Source organism: Novosphingobium sp. FW305-C-111 (assembly GCF_058783565.1).
Genome location: NZ_JBYSYP010000006.1, coordinates 180,687 through 198,967 on the forward strand (window position 1 = coordinate 180,687; position 18,281 = coordinate 198,967).

An 18,281-nucleotide genomic window follows, 5' to 3' on the forward strand; every position below is an offset into this window, starting at 1 on the left:
GTATCGGGTTTCCTTACTTCAGCTGCGAGCCGTCGAGCACGGTGAAGTCGCTCGCGAGCTTGGCGCTGGCCGCCTGCACTGCATCGGGCGCAACCACCATGCCGAGTTTCGACAGCGGGCCATCCTTGCCCCACGACTTCGCCCATTCGGCGACATAGGCCTTGAGGCCCGGGATCGCGTTGAGGTGCGCGGCCTTCACGTAGATGTAAAGCGGGCGCGCGCCGGGGTAGGTGAAGTCCGAGATCGAGGCGTAGGTCGGTTCGACCCCGCTCATGGTCAGGCCCTTCAGCTTGTCGGCGTTCTCTTCGAGGTAGGAGAACCCGAACACGCCGATCGCCTTGGGATTGGCTTCGATCTTCTGGACGATCAGGTTGTCGTTCTCGCCCGAGTCGACATAGGCGCCGTCGTCGCGGACGTCGCCGCAGACCTTGTCGTGCTTGTCCTTGTCGCTGTCCTTGAGCGCCTTCATCTCGGCGTTCTCGTCGCAGCCCTTCATCAGGATCAGCTCCTTGAGGGCGTCGCGGGTGCCCGAGGTCGAGGGCGGGCCATAGACGAGGATCGGCTCGGCCGGAAGCGAGGGATCGACGTCCTTCCAGGTCTTCGCCGTGTTGGGCTTGCCATAGGGGGTCTTGGCCAGCGCCTCGTAGACGATCTTCGGAGTCAGCTTGATGCCGGGACCGCTCTTGCCTTCGGCGAACGCGACGCCGTCGAGACCGACCTGGATCTCGACGATGTCCTTGACGCCGTTCTTCTGGCAGTCCTCGAACTCCGACTTCTTCATCCGCCGGCTGGCGTTCTCGATGTCGGGGTGCTGCGCGCCGACACCGGCGCAGAACAGCTTCATCCCCGCGCCGGTCCCGGTCGATTCGATGATCGGCGACTTGAGCGAGGGATCGGACTTCGCGAACGATTCGGCGACCGCCTTCGCGAAGGGATAGACGGTCGACGATCCGACGGCGCGGATCTGGTCGCGGGTGCCGGACTGCTGCCCGCCGCACGCGGACAACGCGGCGGTGGCGAGGAGGGCGGCGGTAATCTTGAGCGTGTTATGTGACATCGCAATCAGCCTTGTTCTGCGTGGGCTGAGCCGGCCAATGGCGATGTTACATGACATGATTGTGACAGTCATCCGACGGTTTCCACAGCTTCCTGCAACCGGACTGTCACAGTTGTCCCCGTGCCCTTGCGGCTGGAGATGTCCAGCTTGCCGCGGTGACGTTCGACGATATGTTTGACAATTGCGAGACCAAGTCCGGTCCCGCCCACCGCGCGGCTCCGTCCGGGGTCGGTGCGATAGAACCGGCGGGTGAGGTGGGGGATGTGCTCGGGTGCAATGCCCTCGCCGCGATCCTCGACCTTGAGCGTGACCTGGCCGGCACCCAGCGACACCGAAACCGTCACCGGTTTGTCCTGGTCGCCATACTTCAGCGCGTTGTCGATCAGGTTGCGCAGGAGCTGGTCGATCTGCTGGCGGTCCCCGGCAATCTTGGCCGGCTGCGCCGTTATATCGCCGACAAGCCGGGTGTCGCCGCGGGTGGCGCTGACGTCGGCAACCACCGTCGCGGCCATCTTGGCCAGGTCGATCCGCTCGACCGGCGCGTCGTGCTTTTCCGCCTCGATCCGCGACAGGCTCATCAGGTCTTCGACGAGGTTCTGCAAGCGCCGCGCTTCGCGCAGGATGGTGGCGTGGAAGCGGGTGCGGGTTTCCGCGTCGATCCCCTTGCCGCCGGCTTCGTCGGCATCGGCGAGCGTCTCGATATAGCCGATGATCGAGGCCAGCGGGGTGCGCAGCTCGTGGCTGGCGTTGGCGACGAAATCGGTGTGCGCCCGGCTGATGTCGGCCTCGGCGGTGCGGTTGATCATCTCGATCAGGGTGAAGCGGTCGTCGATCGGCACCCGCGAGAGCTGCCAGATCGAGCGCGGCGAGGTCAGTCCCTTGACCAGCGCGCGGCTGCTGCCGGGTTCGTCGAGCAGTCGGATCGCCTCGGGATGGCGCAGCGCGACGCGGGCGTCCTGGCCGACGACGTGCGCGCCGAACGCCTCGCGGGCGGCGGCGTTGGCGGAAGAAATCCGCTCCCCGTCGAGCATCATGATCGGCAGGCCATAGGCCTCGAGCAGGTCGGTCATGGCCTCGCGGGTAAGGCTGCCTTCCTCGCTGCGGCGCGGTTCGAACACCGGGGCGGGGCGGGTCAGCCAGATCGAGCCGATCCAGACCAGCGTCACGCCCAGAACCAGCCAGAACGGGACGCCCTCCCACAGCATCACCATGGCCGCGACGAGCGCAAGCGCGATGCTGGGCCAGGGCAGTTTCGTCGGCTTGGTCAAGTCGGCAGGTCCCGGCAGAGGCGATTCGCCGGCGGGAGGATACCCCCGTCGGTCAGCGCGGCTCATATGCGCAAGCCATGTTGCGGTTCAAGGTCACGCGGCACTTGTCACACAGTTGGCGCGCGCCATCGGCTGTGGCATGGCCCTGCCCTGCCAAACAGGAGAGGTCCGACGATGGTCGATGCTATGGAACTGGCGACGCGGCACGAAGCGGTGGCGCGCGATCCGCATGGTTACTGGCTCGAAGAGGCAAAGCGGCTCGACTGGTCACGGTTTCCCACGCTGACCGACGAGAGCAGCTATGACGAAGCCAGTTTCCAGGTGCGCTGGTTTGCCGATGGCGAGCTCAACCTCTCGGTCAACTGCATCGACCGGCACCTGGCCGCGAAGGGCGACAAGGTCGCGATCGTGTTCGAGGGCGACCAGCCGGGGGAAGGCCGGTCGCTGACCTACCGCGAGCTGCACGCGGAAGTCTGCCGGTTTGCCAACGTCCTCAAGGCCCAGGGCACCCGCAAGGGCGACCGCGTGACGATCTACATGCCGATGATCCCGGAAGCCGCGGTCGCAATGCTCGCCTGTGCGCGGATCGGGGCGATCCATTCGGTGGTTTTCGGCGGCTTTTCGCCCGACAGCCTCGCCGGGCGCATCCAGGACTGCGATTCGTCGATCCTGATCACCGCCGACGAAGGCGTGCGCGGCGGCAGGAAAGTCCCGCTCAAGGCCAATGCCGACAAGGCGCTGGAGCACTGTCCGTCGATCGAGAAGGTCATCCTCGTCCGCCGCACCGGCGCCGACGTGCCGGTCGTGGCAGACCGCGACGTGTGGTGGCACGAGGCGCGCGAGAGTGTCTCCGCCGACTGCGTGCCCGAGCCGATGAATGCGGAGGACCCGCTGTTCATCCTCTATACCTCGGGCAGCACCGGCAAGCCCAAGGGCGTGCTCCACACCACCGGCGGCTACCTGCTGTGGGTGACGCTGACGTTCGACATGCTGTTCGGGGCGAAGGACAGCGACCTGTTCTGGTGCACCGCCGACGTGGGCTGGGTCACCGGGCACAGCTATGTCGTCTATGGCCCGCTGTCGAACGGGGCCTCGACCGTGATGTTCGACGGCGTGCCGAACTATCCCGACCACGGCCGCTTCTGGGAAACCGCGAACCGGCTCGGGGTGACGATCTTCTACACCGCGCCGACCGCGATCCGCGCCCTGATGCGCGAGGGCGACAGCTTCGTGAAGGCGCACGACCGTTCGCAGATCCGCCTGCTCGGCACGGTGGGCGAGCCGATCAATCCCGAGGCGTGGCAGTGGTATCACGACGTCGTCGGCGATGGCCGCTGCGAGATCGTCGATACCTGGTGGCAGACCGAAACCGGCGGCGCGCTGATCGCGCCGGTGCCTGGGGCGGTGAAGACCAAGCCCGGCTCCGCGACGAAACCGCTTCCCGGCGTCTACCCTGCGCTCGTCGATGCCGAAGGTAACGAGCTTCCCGGCGCGACCGACGGCAACCTGATCATCCGCAAGTCCTGGCCCGGCCAGATGCGCACCGTGTGGGGCGACCACGAACGGTTCTTCCAGACCTATTTCAGCACTTACCCCGGCACCTACTTCACCGGCGACGGCTGCCGCCGAGATGAGGACGGATACTACTGGATCACCGGACGGGTCGACGACGTGATCAACGTCTCCGGCCACCGCATGGGCACCGCCGAGGTGGAAAGCGCGCTGGTCGCCCACCCCAAGGTCGCCGAGGCCGCGGTCGTGGGGATGCCGCACGAGATCAAGGGGCAGGGCATCTACGCCTATGTCACGCTCAACGCGGGCGAGGAGGGGAGCGAGGCGCTGCGCACCGAGCTGCGCCAGTGGGTGCGCACCGAGATCGGCCCGATCGCCTCGCCCGACGCGATCCAGTTCGCGCCCGGCCTGCCCAAGACCCGCTCGGGCAAGATCATGCGCCGCATCCTGCGCAAGATCGCGGAGAACGACACGTCGAACCTCGGCGATACCTCGACTCTCGCCGATCCGGCGGTGGTGGACGATCTCGTGGCCAACCGGGTGAGCGCCTGAGCCGTGGCCCGCAAGCATGCGAAGCACGGCTATAACGCGGACCTGCCGGACGAGGACGAGGCTCCGCCCGAGGTCGTGCATTGCTGGCTGTGCGGAAGGCCGACGGGCAAGACCGTGGTGCTCCACCATCCCGTGCCCAAGAGCCGGGGCGGTCGCGACGTGGTGCCGATGCATCCGATTTGCCAGCAGACGCTCATCGCCAGTTTCACCAATTCCGAGCTTCAGCGCCACGGAATGGATGTCGAAGGCCTGCTGGCAAACCCGTCGATCCGCAAGTTCGTCGACTGGGTGGCGAACAAGGACCCCGATTTTACCGCGACCATAACAAAGAAGGCGCGCTGATCGGCAGGCTGCGGCGGATCAGGCGGGGCGGGATCGAAGGCCGGTCTCGGGTGTTTCCAGCGCCATGCTCAAACTTCTCGTGCTCTACGGCTCCTACCGTTCCGATCGCGCCGGCATCAGGCTCGCCGATTACCTTGTCCGCCGCTTTGGTGGAATGGGCTTCGACGCGCGCCTGGTCGATGCCAAGGCCGTCGGCCTGCCGATGCTCGACAAGCGCTTCAAGGAATACCCTGAAGGAGCCGCGCCAAAGGCGATGGCCGAGCTGGCCGACCAGATCAAAGCCGCGGACGCATTCGTGCTGGTCGCTGGCGAGTATAACTGGGGCGTCCAGCCGGGGCTCAAGAACCTGACCGACCACTACCTCGAGGAATGGTTCTGGCGGCCCTGCGCGGTCGCGAGCTATTCGGCCGGGCGAACCGCCGGCGTCCGTGCGGCCTATGCATGGCACCCGACGGTCGCGGAGATGGGCATGGCCCCGGTTCCCGCCACGCTCGCCTGCGGCGAAATTTCCAAGGCGCTGGACGAGAAGGGGCAGCCGCAAGGGGCAGGCGGCGAATCGCTCGACCGCAGCTTCGAAAAATTCGCCAAAACGCTGGAATGGTGGGCCGAGGCCGCAAAGGCGCAGCGCGACAAGGGCGATCCGCCTTACTGACGTGTGGCCGATGCTGAAAAGCTGGTGACCCCTACGGGAATCGAACCCGTGTTTCAGCCGTGAGAGGGCCGCGTCCTGACCGCTAGACGAAGGGGCCGAGGGCGTATCCGATGGTGACCCCTACGGGAATCGAACCCGTGTTTCAGCCGTGAAAGGGCCGCGTCCTGACCGCTAGACGAAGGGGCCATCCGGTGGATTGCCGGTGGCAAGGCCCGCGCCACTAGGGCACGTTTCCGCCGCGGTCAACCCCTTGAGGGGGGGGCTTGAGACGGGGCTCGTTCAATCGGCCCAGGCCGCGTCCTCGACATGCAGTTCGGCGGCCGGACGGCTCCCCCAGTCGTCGACCTTCGGACGGCCCGCCAGCCACAGCTTGCGCCCGCGCGCGCCGTGGAGCAGCGCCTGGCCCATCTCGCTGTCGGCGGCGCGAAAGGCGATCGCCTTGAAGCTGCGCCCGTCGTCCCCGCCCGCGATCATCCGCACGTGGTCGTTGCCGACGACGTCGCACTTGATCAGCCGCACCGGGCCGACCGCGATTTTCGGGCCGGGCCAGCCCATGCCGTAAGGGCCTGCGCCCTCGAGCGTCTCGACCAGCGCGGGAGTCAACCCGCCCGGGGTGAGGCTGAGGTCCAGCAGCATCGCCTGGCCGGCCTGGGCCGCGGTGACGTCGCGGGCGAGCCGTTCGTCGAGCCAGTCCGCCAGCGCACCCAGCGCCTCTGGCCGGATCGTCAGCCCGGCGGCCATGGCGTGCCCGCCGCCAGCGACGAGCAGCCCGGCCTCCCGCGCCGCGATGATCGCCGCGCCGAGGTCGACCCCGCCGATCGAGCGGCCCGAGCCCTTGCCGTTCCCCGCCTCGTCCGCGTCCAGCGCGATGACCAGGGTGGGCTTGCCGGTCTTCTCCTTGATCCGCCCGGCGACGATGCCGATCACCCCCGGATGCCAGCCCGTGCCCGCCAGGACCATCACCGCGCGGTTGTGCTGGGCATCGACCTGCGCCTCGGCCGCTTCCTGCACCGCCTGCTCGATCGCGCGGCGCTCCTCGTTGAGCGCGGACAGCCGGGCGGCGATGTCGCGCGCTTCGTCGGGGTCGCGAGTGGTCAGCAGGCGCACGCCGAGCGTCGCCTCGCCGACGCGGCCGCCGGCATTGATGCGCGGGCCGAGGGCGAAGCCGAGGTCGCTGCAGGTCGGCGCGCGGTTGAGGCGGCTGGTGTCGATGAGCGCGGACAGGCCGATGTTCTCGCGCCGCGCCATGACCTTGAGCCCTTGCGCGACCATCGCCCGGTTGAGCCCGTGGAGCGCGGCGACGTCGGCCACGGTGCCCAGCGCAACAAGGTCGAGCAGCCGCATCAGGTTGGGTTCGGCCTTGCCGGCGAACCAGCCTCGCAGCCGCAACGTGCGCACCGTCGCCACCGCCAGCAGGAATGCGACGCCGACCGCGGCGAGATGGCCGTGGGCCGCCGCCTCGTCGCATTCGTCGAGCCGGTTGGGATTGACCAGCGCCGCGGCGCGGGGAAGTTCGGGCGAACACTTGTGGTGATCGACGACGATCACCTCGACCCCGGCGTCGGCGGCCTGCGCCAGCGCGTCGTGCGCCATCGCCCCGCAATCGACCGTGACGACGAGCTTTGCGCCTTCCTGCCCCAGCCGCACCAGCGCTTCGCCCGAGGGACCGTAGCCTTCGAGCAGCCGGTCGGGGATGTAGTGCCGCGCTTCGACCCCAAGGTCGCGCAGCAGCAGGACCAGCAGCGCCGCGCTGGTCGCGCCATCGACGTCGTAGTCGCCATAGATGCAGATCGATTCGCCCCGCTCGACCGCGTCGGCGAGCCGCGTGGCGGCTGCGTCCATGTCGCGGAACAGCGAGGGATCGGGCAGGAAATCGCGCAGCGTCGGCTTGCGGTGCCGTTCCAGGTCGTCGCGCGCGACCCCGCGTGCCAGCAACAGCTGGGTGACGATGTCGTCGCCGAGGCCGCCACCCGGTCCGGCATCATCGCCCACCGCCATGTTGCCGCCGCGCCAGCGCCAGGCCTGGCCAGACAGCGAGCGGGTGATGGCGGTGACGGGGATCATGTCGGCTGCGCTAGACCATCACGATCATTCGGAAAAGGTGCGCCGCGTCACTCCGGTTGACAGCGGCTTGCGACAAGGGGACGCTCATCATCGCGGGAAGGCGAGAGGCCTTGATATGGCCCGATTCTCCCGCCGCAGACAGGGAACTTCGCCATGCTTGACCATCGCCGCCATCCGCTGATCCTGGCCACCACCGCGCTGGCCGCTTTCTCCACCGCCAGCGCCCCGTTGCTTGCGCAGTCGGCCGCGCCGATTGCCCGCTACGAAATGAAGGCGGAGACCCAGTCCGGCATGGGCGCGATGGGCGGCGGCGTCGGATCGGCGCTGTCGATGGCGTTCGGCGGGGGCGGCGCAAACCAGGCCCAGCACTCGCTGCTGCTCGAGCTTGGCTCGACCCGCGCGGCGGCGGACGGAAAGCCCAAGGCCGACCATTTCATGCCGGCGGGGGCAAAGCTTGGCAAATCGGTCGCGCTCAAGACGCCGACCGCGACGCCTCCCGGCCCGATGGGCGAGTTCCAGCGGCCCAAGGGGCGGATGCTGATCTACTGGGGCTGCGGCGAGCACGCGCCCAAGGGGCAGCCGGTGGTGATCGACTTCGCCAAGCTCGCTGCCGGGCAGGTTCCGCCGGGGCTGTTCTCGACCAACATCCCGGTCGATTCGTGGAATCTTTCCGGCAGCCGGACCTATGGTCGCTGGCCGGCGGACGACGGCAAGTCGGCCAAGCCCGACAGCGCGCTGCCGGGCGCGCACAGGATTGCCGGGAACTATTCGCCGGAGATGAGCTTCACCCTCGCCAACGACTTCATGGCCCCGCTGCGCGCCAGCAACGTCGGGCAGGCGAGCGGCGCGACGCTGCTGAGCTGGACGGGAATCCAGAACGCCACCGGCTATTACGCCTTCCTCATCGGCGGCAAGAGCACCGGCAAGGGCAACGAGATGACCGACATCGTATGGTGGACTTCGAGCGCCAGCCGCGAGTTCGGCGGCGGCCTTTCGGACTGGCTCTCGCCGGGCACCGTGGGGCGACTGGTCACCAGCAAGGTGGTGATGAGCCCGCAGACCTCAACCTGCATTGTGCCGGCCGAAGTCAAGCGCGACGCGCCCGACTTCATGTTCGGCACGCTGACCGCGTTCGGACCGGAGGAAAGCTTCGCCTTCCCGCCCAAGCCCGCAAACGCCAAGGCGGCGTGGAACCCGGAGTGGACCGCGAGGATCCGTCACAAGTCGACGACCACGTTCCTCGTCGGCATGCCGGAGATGGGCGCGGCCGGGCAGGAGCAGCCGCAGGCCGAATGCAAGCCGAAGAAGAAAAAGAAAGGCCTCGGCGGGCTCGGCGGCGCGTTGGGCGGCGCGATCGGCGGAATCGTCGGCGGGAGCAAAGGCAGCGACGACGGTTGCTAGGCCGGTGCTGCTGATCGTCTGGCACAGCCGCACCGGCGCGGCGCGGTCGATGGCCGCGGCGGCTGCGGATGGTGCGGGGTTGGCCGGCCCGGTCGAGCTGGTCGCGGCGGACGCGGCCACGCCCGAGGGAATGCTCGCCGCATCCGGCTATATCTTCGCCTGTCCGGAAAACCTCGGCACGATGAGCGGGGCGATGAAGGAGTTCTTCGACCGCTGCTATTACCCGCTGCTCGGGCGGATCGAGGGCCGTGCCTATGCCACCCTGACCGCAGCCGGATCGGACGGGCGAGGGGCGCTGGCGCAGATCGACCGAATCGTCACCGGCTGGCGGCTGAAGCGGGTCGCCGAGCCGGTCATCGCGAATCTTTCCGCGCAGACGCCCGAAGCCATTCTTGCGGAGAAGGCGGTTCCGCCTGCAATTCTCGCGACTTGTCGCGATCTGGGACAGGCCATGGGGGAAGGTCTTAACCTCGGCATGTTTTGATTCCTCCGTTTTCGAGGCATCGCCGGACGGGACTCGACGCCGCCGCCGGCAAGGTGTCAGAACGCGAAGCCGAAAACAGGGGAGTACGCGTGGTCGCTGAAGCAGGGAAAGACGGCCGCGCACCGCTCGCCGCCCTGCTGTTCGCGCCCGGGACTCGTCCGGCGCTCGATGTGGTGCAGGGGCTGGTGGATCAGGGCGGCTTCTCGATCTCGCATTTGCCGCGCGATGCCGGGGATCCGGTCGAGCTGCTGCGAGATGGACTGACCTTCGACCTTGGCGGACTGGCGCCTGGCGCTGCGGAAGGCGGCTCCCCGCTTCGCCACAGGATCGGTGTCGATCCGGCTGTCGACCTCGCAGCCTGCGAAATACTGACGCTGCGGCCCGGCACGCACATTGCCGCTGCCGCCCATCTCCTGCCTGTCGTCCGCGTCGCCGGGTCCTTGCTGCTCGAGCTGGCCGGGATGCCGGGCGTTGCGGCAATATCATGGTGCCCCGCGGCCAATGCCGTCTCTCCGGAGTGGTTCGGGAAGTCGGTCAGGGCCTGGCTCGGCGGGGGACCCTTCGCGGCTTTTGCCATGGCCTCGCTCGCCCGGGATGGCAGCACGGTGAAGAGCGAAGGCCTCGCTTTCCTGACCGGCCAGGAACTGCGGCTCGAACTGCCCGGAACGGGATCAGCCGGCGCCGCGGAAATGAGCGTCGCAGTGCGTTTGCTCGACTGGCTGGTGGCGCACGGCAAGGTCGATGGCCCGCGCGAGGTCGAGCTGGCCGGTGCCGGGGCCTACACGCTCGCGCCGGGTGCACCGGGGGAGGTGGTCGCCCGGTGCCGCTGACCGCCTCCCGCCTGGCGATCGCCTTCCGGTCGGTCAATCGCGCGGATCGGCCCGGGCACGATCCCGGACTGCAGCGCCATCACCTGCTGCCGCTCCAGGTCCTGTCGTCCCGCCCGCTGGGCAAGGTGATCGCCCGGCTGGGCGCAGACCGGCTGGGGATGCACGACTTCCGCCGCAATGGCCTGCTCCTGCCATCGCGCGAGGATTCGGCGCGGCGCGTCGGCTTGCCGCTCCACCGCGGCCCGCACCGCACCTACAACGAACTGGTGCTCGAGCGCAGCGGCCAGATCGAGGCGGGCTGGGCGCGCGACCGGCTGCGCGATGGCGACGTGGCCGACGCGGAAGCGCCGATGCGCTTCGACCTGCTCCAGCGTGCGCTGCGGCGGCGGCTGCTCGACCCTGCGCGCTGGGCGCGGATGCCGCTCAACCGCCGCGACCCCGCGCTCGACTTCAGCCACCTCGACGCGATGGCCGAGGCGCTGTGGGGTGCGACCGGGTAAGCCTTAGAGGTATTGCGCCGAATTGGCCGACAGCGCGGCGGCGGCGGCGCGGTATTCGGCCTCGAACGTGTCGACGCGCTGCGCCACGCTTTCCACCGCCTTGATCGCCCCGACGCCCTGGCCCGCGCCCCAGATGTCCTTCCACGCCTTGGCTTCGGTGTTGCCGCCCGAGCCGAAGTTCATGGCGGAAGGATCGCTCTCTGGCAGGTTGTCGGGATCGAGGCCGGCATTGACGATGGACGAGCGCAGGTAATTGCCGTGCACCCCGGTGAACAGGTTCGAATAGACGATGCCGGCCGCGTCGCCCTCGACGATGGCGTTCTTGTAGCCTTCGACCGCGCGCGCCTCGTGCGTCGCGATCCATGCCGAGCCGATGTAGGCAAAGTCTGCGCCCAGCGCCTGCGCGGCGAGGATCGAGCGGCCGTTGGCGATCGCGCCAGACAGCGCGACGAGGCCGGTGAACCAACTGCGGATTTCCTGCATCAGCGCAAACGGCGACTGGGTGCCGGCATGGCCGCCCGCGCCGGTCGCGACCGGGATCAGTCCATTGGCGCCCTTTTCGATCGCCTTGCGGGCGAAGCGGTCGTCGATCACGTCGTGGAGGACGATGCCGCCCCAGCCTTGCGCCGCGCGGTAAACGTCCTCGCGCGCGCCGAGCGAGGTGATCAGCATCGGCACCTGCCACTTCTCGCACAGCGCCATGTCCTCATCGAGCCGGTTGTTCGACTTGTGGACGATCTGGTTGACGGCGAACGGCGCGGCCGGGCGGTCCGGGTTGGCGCGGTTGTATGCGGCCAGTTCCTCGGTGATCTGGTGGAGCCATTCGTCGAGCTGGCTGATCGGGCGCGCATTGAGCGAGGGGAAGCTGCCGACGACGCCGGCCTTGCACTGGGCAATCACCAGTTCCGGTCCGGAGATGATGAACAGCGGCGAGGCGATGACCGGCAGGCGCAGCCGGTCGAAAGGGGCGGGCAGGGGCATCTGGAGTCTCCGGTCCGTTTAATCGTGCGGTTAAATGGCGCGATAGGGTCGTCCCGCCGAGCTGTCAAACGAGGCGCTTACAGTCCGTCGAGAAGGTATTCCACGCCGTAGACCCGCGCTGCGGTGCCGGCGAACAGCGCGCGCTTTTCGGTTGCCGAAGCGCCCTGGGCCAAGCGCTTGAAAGCGTTCCATAAGGTCACGTAATCCGCGCCCCACTTGTCCACCGGGAAGTTGCTTTCGAACATGCAGCGCTCCGCGCCGAACGCTTCGATGGAGGTCTCGACATAAGGCCGCCACATCCCAGCGAGCACTTCCGACGAGATGCCGGGCAGGGGGCCATGGTCGGGCATGGCGCAGAACGCCATGGCGAGGCCGCCCAGCTTGACGTGGACATTGGGACACTGCGCCAGCTCGCGGATCGCGCTCCGCCACGTCTCGAAGCGTTCGTGAAGGCGTCCCTTGTAGCTGCCGATGCCGAGCGGGGTGCCGCAGTGATCGAGGATCACCGTGAGGTCCGGGTTGGCGCGGGCCAGCGCGGTGACGTCGCCGATCTGCGGTTCGAGCACCCAGGCATCGAAGGTCATCCCGCGCTCGGCCAACTGGCGCAGGCCCCTGGCGAAAGTCGCATCGCGGTACAGTCCTTCGGGCGAATGGAACGGCGCGCCGAGCACGCTCTGGTCTGCGTCCCAAGCACCCTGGTGCCGGATGCCGCGAAAGCGCCCGTTGCCGGCAGCAGCGAGCGCATCGAGCACCTCGCCCGCGCGCTCGCCCAGCATCATGTCGGCATGGCCGACGATGCCGGCGCAGGGCCGGTATTCCCCGTAAACCCCGCTCGCCCCCTGCGCCGCGACGCCGTTCACGAACTCGACCTCGCCGACGACCTTCATCGCGTCGTCCAGGCCCGCGCGGTAGAAGGCGCCGCATTCCATGTAGATCGTCCCGATCACCCGGTGGCCGCTCTGCACGTCGGCGCGCAGTTCATCGAAGGTGTAGTAGGGCGAGACCGCGACCGCCTGGATGAAGGGGTGGTCCAGGCTCGGCAGCGCCGCCATCAGCGGAGTCAGGTCCCACAGGTGATGGTGCGGATCGATGATCGGCAGGTCGGGCTCGAGAACGGTTTCGGACATGAAAACTCCCGGGGTTCGTGCGGCCTCTTGGCGGGCTCGCGAGGCAGCTTATGCCGTGCGCCGCGATGCGCAAGTACCGCTTGGTAGGATTTTGCGTGCTTGCCGTAACCTCGCGGTGTGCTAGCCCTGTCGCCGGGTCGCTTGCCGGGGGGATTTTTCCGATGAGCGAAGGTGGGCTTTCGCGCGAATTCGGTGCGCTGTCGTTGACGCTGACCGGCGTCGGCACAGTCATTGGCGCGGGTATTTTCGTCATTACCGGGCAAGCGGCAGCGCTGCACGCGGGCCCGGCGATCACGCTGAGCTTCGTGTTGGCGGGGGTCGTCTGTCTGTTCGCCGCGCTCTGCTATGCCGAGATGGCCGGGCAGGTTCCGCTTTCGGGCGGCGCCTACAATTTCGCAGAGAGCGCGTTTGGCCGGCGGATGGCCTGGCTGGTCGGCTGGGCGATCATCGGCGAGTACACCTTTGCTGCCGGAGCCATCGCCATCAGCTGGTCGGGCTATGTCCAGTCGGTCATCGGCGACTTCGGGATCGTCCTGCCAGAAGCGATCGCGCGAAGTCCGTTCGGCTTCGACGGCTCGCGCTTCACCGAAACCGGTGCGGTGATCAACCTGCCGGCGGTGCTGATCATGATCGCCATCACCGCCTCGCACCTGTTCGGCCTCCGCGAGTCCGTCCGTTTCAACACGTTCACGGTCTTCGTGAAGCTGAGCGCGGTCCTCCTGTTCATCATCGCGGGATTGGCGCTCGCCAACGCCGCGAACTGGAGCCCGTTCATTCCGCCGACCGAAGTCCGTGCCGATGGAAGCACTGCGTTCGGCCTTCCAGGGATCGCGGCAGGGGCGGCGATGGTGTTCTTTGCCTATCTCGGCTTCGACGGCCTGACTACGGCCGCGCAGGAAACGCGCAATGCCCAGCGCGCGGTGCCTCTGGCGCTGCTGGCGACGCTGGCGATTTCGACCGTTCTCTACATCCTGGTCGCGCTGGCGATGACCGGCCTTGCCGATTATCGCACCTTGGGAACCGACGCCCCGATCGTGACCGCGCTTGCCGCAGGGGGGAGCGGCATAGCCTGGCTCAAGACCTATGTCGGGATCGCCGTCTCGATCGGGCTGTGGGCCGGACTGTGGCCCTGCGTGTTCGCCATGTCTCGCCTGTTCTGGCGGATGTCGCACGACGGCTTCCTCTCCCGGTCGCTCGGCACGCTGTCGCCGCGCGCCGTCCCCGCACGCGGGGTGGTGGTCGCGGGAATCGTGACCACGCTGCTCTCCGCCTTCGCCCCGATCGCACTGCTGGGTGAGCTGATCTCGACCGGCACGCTGATCGCCTTCGCGGTCGTCTGCGCGGGCACGATTCGCCTGCGCCTGGTCCAGCCGACCCGCGAGCGCCCGTTCAAGGCGCCGCTGTGGTGGCTGGTCGCGCCGCTCGGGGTGCTGTCATGCCTGGCGCTGCTGGTAAGCATGGGCCCGGCGGCGATGCTGCGCGCCGCCGGGTGGCAGGTGCTGGGGCTGCTGGTGCTGGCGGCCTCGCTCAGCCTGCGGCGTTCGCCGCGCTGAGCACGGCGCGGACGCTGGCGGTGGCGACGTCCTCGTCGATCCCGACGCCCCAGATCGTGCGGCCATCGGGGAGGATGCACTCGACATAGGCTGCGGCGCGCGCGTCGCTGCCGCCGCCCATGGCGTGTTCGGAATAGTCGCGCACGTCGATCTCGATCCCGAATCCGTCCTTGAGCGTGGCGACGACCGAGCTGATCAGGCCGTTGCCCTTGCCCGAAACGCTGCGGACGTTTCCGTCGACCGCGATCTTGCCGGCGAACACCCGGGTCCCGTCGGCGGCGCGGGCTTCCTCGTAATCGACCAGCTGGAGATGCTGCGGCGCGTCGAGGCGGTAGGCCTTGCGGAACACGCTCCAGATGTCCGCCGCCTGCAGTTCGCGGCCCACTTCATCGGCCAGCTCCTGGACATAGCGGGAGAAGTGCGCCTGCATCCGCTTGGGCAGCTTGAGGCCCTGGTCCTGTTCGAGCACCCAGGCGAACCCGCCCTTGCCTGACTGCGAGTTGACCCGGATCACCGCTTCGTAGCTGCGCCCGAGATCGGCGGGGTCGATCGGCAGGTAGGGCACGCCCCAGAAGTCGTCGTTGCGCTTTTCCTGCGCGGCGAAGCCCTTCTTGATCGCGTCCTGGTGGCTGCCCGAAAACGCCGTGAAGACCAGCTCGCCGCCATAGGGATGGCGCGCCGGGACCGGCAGCTGGTTGCAGTATTCGACGGTCTGGATGACCTCGTCGATATCCGAGAAATCGAGCTCCGGATCGACGCCCTGCGTGTACATGTTGAGCGCGACGGTCACCAGGCAGCAGTTGCCGGTGCGCTCGCCGTTGCCGAACAGGCAGCCTTCGACGCGGTCCGCGCCGGCCATCAGCCCCAGTTCCGCCGCAGCGACGCCGGTGCCGCGGTCGTTGTGGGTGTGCAGGCTGATCACCGCGCGGTCGCGGTTCGGCAGGTTGCGGCAGAAGTACTCGATCTGGTCGGCGTAGATGTTGGGTGTCGCCGCCTCGACCGTCGCCGGCAGGTTGAGGATGATCGGGTGGTCGACGGTCGGCTGGAGGATCTCCATCACCGCCTCGCAGCATTCGATGCTGAAATCGAGTTCGGCGGTCGAGAAGGTCTCCGGGCTGTATTCGAAGTGCCAGTCGGTCTGGGGGAAGCGGGCCGCCTGGTCGCGCAGCTGGACCGCGCCGTTGCGGGCGATCTCGCGGACCTCGGCGCGGTCCATCCCGAACACGACCTGCCGCCACAGCGGGCTGACCGCATTATAGACGTGGACGATCGCCTGCTTCGCGCCGGCGAGGCTTTCGAAGGTCGTCTTGATGAGGTCGTCGCGCGACTGGGTCAGGACCTGCGGGAACACGTCGTCCGGGATGCGGCCGCTGTCGACCAGCGCGCGGATGAAGTCGAAATCGGTCGCGCCCGAGCTGGGGAAGCCGACCTCGATCTCCTTCAGCCCGACCTTGAGCAGCAGGTCGAAGAAGCGGTTCTTCTTCTCCCCGTCCATCGGGTCGATCAGCGACTGGTTGCCATCGCGAAGGTCGGTGGACAGCCAGCGCGGGGCGCGGGTGATGGTCTGCGAGGGCCAGGTCCGATTGGGCAGGTCGATCTGCGGGAACGGACGGTACTTGGCCGAGGGGTTCTTGAGCATGGTCATGGCGGCGAGACTCGATACTGGAATGCTGCGTCTGTGGGTCGGTTTCTGTCCCCTGGGCGCCGCGCGCGCCGGTGGACCGACGCGTCAGCTCACGCCCAAGGGCGGGTAAGTCGCAGGGTAAGGTCCAGACGAGTGGTCATGCCGGGGCTATGTCGGCAAGCGCCCCGCTTGTAAAGGCCCGGATTGCGCGCCATGGTCGTACCAACAAGTATATTCAGCAAAGGACCGGCGAGGGTGGAAGACGCGGAGCGTGATGCAGCGAACAATGGCCTGTATCGCACGATGGGACTTGTGCGGATCGTCGCGATGGATTCCGAGGGCCGCTCGACGCTGGAGTACGAAGCGCGGCCGGACATGTGCCATTCCGGCGGGGTGGTGCAGGGCGGTTTCGTAACCGGTTGGATCGACGCGGCGATGGCCCACGCGGCGATTGCCAGGCACGGGCAGGGCGTCACCCCGATGACGCTGGAGCTCAAGGTCAGCTTCTTCGCCCCCGTCCGGCCCGGGCTGGTCATCGCCGAAGGCTGGGCCGAGCGCGACGGGCGAAAGACCTGTTTCTACGAAGGGCATCTGAAAGACGCCGACGGGAAGGTGCTGGCCAAGGCGAGCACCACGATGATGCTGGCCGACCGCGCGCGGATCGAGGCGGCGAGCAAGGCCGCAAGGGAGGATTCGAAATGAGCGACGTCACCCCGTTCACCATCGCCGTGCCGCAGTCGGCGCTCGACGACCTCACCCAGCGCCTCGACCTCACCCGCTGGCCCGAGAAGGAGGCCGTCGACGACTGGACTCAAGGCGCGCCGCTCGCCGAAGTCCGTGCGCTCGCGGAGTATTGGCGGGATGGTTACGACTGGCGGCGCTGCGAGGCGCGGCTCAACGCGCTGCCCCAGTTCAAGACCGTGATCGACGGGCTGGAATTCCACTTCATCCACCTGCGCTCGCCCCATGCCGGAGCCGCGCCGCTGGTGCTGACCCACGGCTGGCCCGGCTCGGTGATCGAGTTCCTCGACGCGATCCCCCTGCTGGTTGATCCGGTCGCACACGGGGGGAGGGCGGAAGAAGCCTTCCACGTCGTCGTCCCCGCGCTCCCCGGCTTCGGCTTTTCCGGCAAGCCCGAGCGCAGCGGCTGGGGGATCGAACGCATTGCCCGCGCCTGGGGCGTGCTGATGGCGCGGCTCGGCTATGACCGGTGGTTTGCGCAAGGCGGCGACTGGGGATCGGCGGTCACCACCCAGATCGGCGCAGCAGGTCGCCGGGTGCGCCGGCATCCACGTCAACATGGCGATCGGCGCTCCGCCGCCCGAGGCGATGACCAATCCCGATGCCGCGGCGCTCAGGGCGCTCACGGCGATGAAACATTACCAGGACTGGGACTCGGGCTATTCGACCCAGCAGAAGACCAGGCCGCAGACCATCGGCTACGCCCTTGTCGACTCGCCGGTCGGGCTGCTGGCGTGGATCTTCGAGAAGATGTGGGCGTGGACCGACAACCAGGGCAGCCCCTATGACGCGCTCAGCCGCGACCAGATCCTCGACAACGTCATGCTGTACTGGCTGACCGCCAGCGGCGCGTCCTCGGCCCGGCTGTACTGGGAGAGCTTCGGCAGCTTCGTACCGACCGAGATCGCCATTCCTTCGGGTGCGAGCCTGTTTCCCAAGGAGATCTTCCCGACGCCGAAGGCCTGGCTCGGCCACATGAAGCAGCTTGTCTACTGGAACGAACTGCCGGCCGGCGGGCACTTCGCGGCATGGGAGCAGCCCGACCTGTTCGTTCAGGAGGTGCGCGCCTGCTTCGCGCTGATGCGGGGGGGCTTGCGCTAGGGCGCAGCCCTCGCCAAGCGGACGCCATGCGCGTCGCCCTTTATGAGCCAGAGATTGCCGGAAACGTCGGCGCGGTAATGCGCCTTGGCGCGTGCCTGGGAGTGGCGGTCGACCTGATCGAGCCGATGGGCTTCGCGTGGGACGACAAGCGCGTGCGGCGCACGGCGATGGACTACATCGACCACGTGGAGGTGGTGCGGCACCCCGGCTGGGACGCCTTCCGCGAGACGGTGGGCAGCGCGCGGCTGGTGCTGTTCACGACGAAGGCCACGCAGTCGCCCTACGACTTCGCGTTCGCTGCGGACGACGTGCTGCTGTTCGGCAAGGAGAGCGCCGGGGTTCCGGCAGAGGTCGCGGCGGCCAGCGATGCGCGGCTGCGGATCCCGATGCGCCCGCAGGTCCGATCGATGAACCTCGCCTCGTCGGCGGCGCTGGTGATGGGCGAGGCCCTGCGCCAGACTGGCGCCTTGCCTGGATAGGAAACGTCGTCCC

Annotated in this window: 18 protein-coding genes and 2 tRNA genes; 12 read left to right on the forward strand and 8 right to left on the reverse strand. The window is 68.0% G+C overall.

What is annotated here, in order from left to right; genetic code table 11:
- Positions 1–13: 13 nt before the first annotated feature.
- A complete protein-coding gene (locus AC3WLD_RS09185) occupies positions 14–1,057 on the reverse strand; it encodes a substrate-binding domain-containing protein (RefSeq protein WP_492556650.1) in 1,044 nt (347 codons plus the stop codon).
- Between the two features lie 68 nt (positions 1,058–1,125).
- Positions 1,126–2,325 (reverse strand): sensor histidine kinase, encoded by a 1,200-nt coding sequence (locus AC3WLD_RS09190; RefSeq protein ID WP_492556651.1) that lies wholly within the window; start codon positions 2,323–2,325, stop codon positions 1,126–1,128.
- A gap of 174 nt (positions 2,326–2,499) precedes the next feature.
- Between AC3WLD_RS09190 and acs the strand changes: the two genes are divergently transcribed.
- From acs to AC3WLD_RS09205, 3 genes are all read left to right on the forward strand, one after another.
- Positions 2,500–4,389 (forward strand): acetate--CoA ligase, encoded by a 1,890-nt coding sequence (gene acs / locus AC3WLD_RS09195; protein WP_492556652.1) that lies wholly within the window; start codon positions 2,500–2,502, stop codon positions 4,387–4,389.
- A gap of 3 nt (positions 4,390–4,392) precedes the next feature.
- Complete coding sequence (locus tag AC3WLD_RS09200; RefSeq protein WP_492556653.1) at positions 4,393–4,731, forward strand: hypothetical protein; 339 nt, start codon at positions 4,393–4,395, stop codon at positions 4,729–4,731.
- A 64-nt stretch (positions 4,732–4,795) separates the two neighbouring features.
- Positions 4,796–5,383: an NADPH-dependent FMN reductase gene (locus AC3WLD_RS09205; RefSeq protein WP_492556654.1), complete on the forward strand. Its 588-nt coding sequence runs from the start codon at positions 4,796–4,798 to the stop codon at positions 5,381–5,383.
- A gap of 22 nt (positions 5,384–5,405) precedes the next feature.
- Here AC3WLD_RS09205 and AC3WLD_RS09210 read toward each other — a convergent pair.
- The 3 genes from AC3WLD_RS09210 to recJ all read right to left on the reverse strand — a co-directional run bounded on the left by AC3WLD_RS09210 (position 5,406) and on the right by recJ (position 7,447).
- Positions 5,406–5,480: transfer RNA gene (locus AC3WLD_RS09210), tRNA-Glu, on the reverse strand.
- Positions 5,481–5,494: 14 nt separating this feature from the next.
- Positions 5,495–5,569 (reverse strand) — tRNA-Glu (locus AC3WLD_RS09215).
- A 93-nt stretch (positions 5,570–5,662) separates the two neighbouring features.
- Positions 5,663–7,447, reverse strand: a complete 1,785-nt coding sequence (gene recJ / locus AC3WLD_RS09220; protein ID WP_492556655.1) for a single-stranded-DNA-specific exonuclease RecJ — start codon at positions 7,445–7,447, stop codon at positions 5,663–5,665.
- A 153-nt stretch (positions 7,448–7,600) separates the two neighbouring features.
- On the opposite strand from recJ, the gene AC3WLD_RS09225 reads away from it, so the two are divergent.
- From AC3WLD_RS09225 to AC3WLD_RS09240, 4 genes are all read left to right on the forward strand, one after another.
- On the forward strand, positions 7,601–8,848 hold the full coding sequence (locus AC3WLD_RS09225) for a hypothetical protein (protein WP_492556656.1): 1,248 nt from the start codon (positions 7,601–7,603) through the stop codon (positions 8,846–8,848).
- 49 nt (positions 8,849–8,897) lie between these two features.
- On the forward strand, positions 8,898–9,332 hold the full coding sequence (locus AC3WLD_RS09230; RefSeq protein WP_492556742.1) for a flavodoxin family protein: 435 nt from the start codon (positions 8,898–8,900) through the stop codon (positions 9,330–9,332).
- An 89-nt stretch (positions 9,333–9,421) separates the two neighbouring features.
- Entirely contained in the window at positions 9,422–10,162 is a 741-nt protein-coding gene (locus tag AC3WLD_RS09235) for a hypothetical protein (protein ID WP_492556657.1), read from the forward strand.
- Positions 10,153–10,662 carry an AHH domain-containing protein gene (locus AC3WLD_RS09240; RefSeq protein ID WP_492556658.1) on the forward strand — a complete coding sequence of 170 codons (510 nt, stop codon included), beginning with the start codon at positions 10,153–10,155 and terminating at the stop codon, positions 10,660–10,662. Before AC3WLD_RS09235 ends, AC3WLD_RS09240 begins: the two co-directional genes overlap by 10 nt.
- 3 nt (positions 10,663–10,665) lie before the next feature.
- On the opposite strand, the gene AC3WLD_RS09245 is transcribed toward AC3WLD_RS09240, so the two are convergent.
- Positions 10,666–11,643 carry an NAD(P)H-dependent flavin oxidoreductase gene (locus AC3WLD_RS09245; RefSeq protein ID WP_492556659.1) on the reverse strand — a complete coding sequence of 326 codons (978 nt, stop codon included), beginning with the start codon at positions 11,641–11,643 and terminating at the stop codon, positions 10,666–10,668.
- A 77-nt stretch (positions 11,644–11,720) separates the two neighbouring features.
- The gene (locus AC3WLD_RS09250; RefSeq protein ID WP_492556660.1) at positions 11,721–12,770 is read right to left on the reverse strand and encodes an amidohydrolase family protein; all 1,050 of its coding nucleotides are present in this window, start codon (positions 12,768–12,770) and stop codon (positions 11,721–11,723) included.
- Positions 12,771–12,931: 161 nt separating this feature from the next.
- Between AC3WLD_RS09250 and AC3WLD_RS09255 the strand changes: the two genes are divergently transcribed.
- Positions 12,932–14,323 carry an APC family permease gene (locus tag AC3WLD_RS09255; protein ID WP_492556661.1) on the forward strand — a complete coding sequence of 464 codons (1,392 nt, stop codon included), beginning with the start codon at positions 12,932–12,934 and terminating at the stop codon, positions 14,321–14,323.
- Here the strand turns inward: AC3WLD_RS09255 and leuA are convergent.
- Positions 14,298–15,968, reverse strand: coding sequence for a 2-isopropylmalate synthase (gene leuA / locus AC3WLD_RS09260; protein ID WP_492556662.1), 1,671 nt, complete (start codon positions 15,966–15,968; stop codon positions 14,298–14,300). The two genes, AC3WLD_RS09255 and leuA, sit on opposite strands and share 26 nt — an antisense overlap.
- 234 nt (positions 15,969–16,202) lie before the next feature.
- On the opposite strand from leuA, the gene AC3WLD_RS09265 reads away from it, so the two are divergent.
- The 4 genes from AC3WLD_RS09265 to AC3WLD_RS09280 are packed head-to-tail and all read left to right on the forward strand — an operon-like array spanning position 16,203 to position 18,268.
- A complete protein-coding gene (locus AC3WLD_RS09265; RefSeq protein WP_492556663.1) occupies positions 16,203–16,649 on the forward strand; it encodes a PaaI family thioesterase in 447 nt (148 codons plus the stop codon).
- Positions 16,646–17,476: an epoxide hydrolase family protein gene (locus AC3WLD_RS09270; protein WP_492556664.1), complete on the forward strand. Its 831-nt coding sequence runs from the start codon at positions 16,646–16,648 to the stop codon at positions 17,474–17,476. Before AC3WLD_RS09265 ends, AC3WLD_RS09270 begins: the two co-directional genes overlap by 4 nt.
- Entirely contained in the window at positions 17,439–17,789 is a 351-nt protein-coding gene (locus AC3WLD_RS09275) for a hypothetical protein (RefSeq protein WP_492556665.1), read from the forward strand. The genes AC3WLD_RS09270 and AC3WLD_RS09275 overlap by 38 nt, the downstream gene beginning before the upstream one ends.
- 26 nt (positions 17,790–17,815) lie before the next feature.
- Entirely contained in the window at positions 17,816–18,268 is a 453-nt protein-coding gene (locus tag AC3WLD_RS09280; protein ID WP_492556666.1) for a tRNA (cytidine(34)-2'-O)-methyltransferase, read from the forward strand.
- The last annotated feature ends 13 nt before the right edge of the window (positions 18,269–18,281 follow it).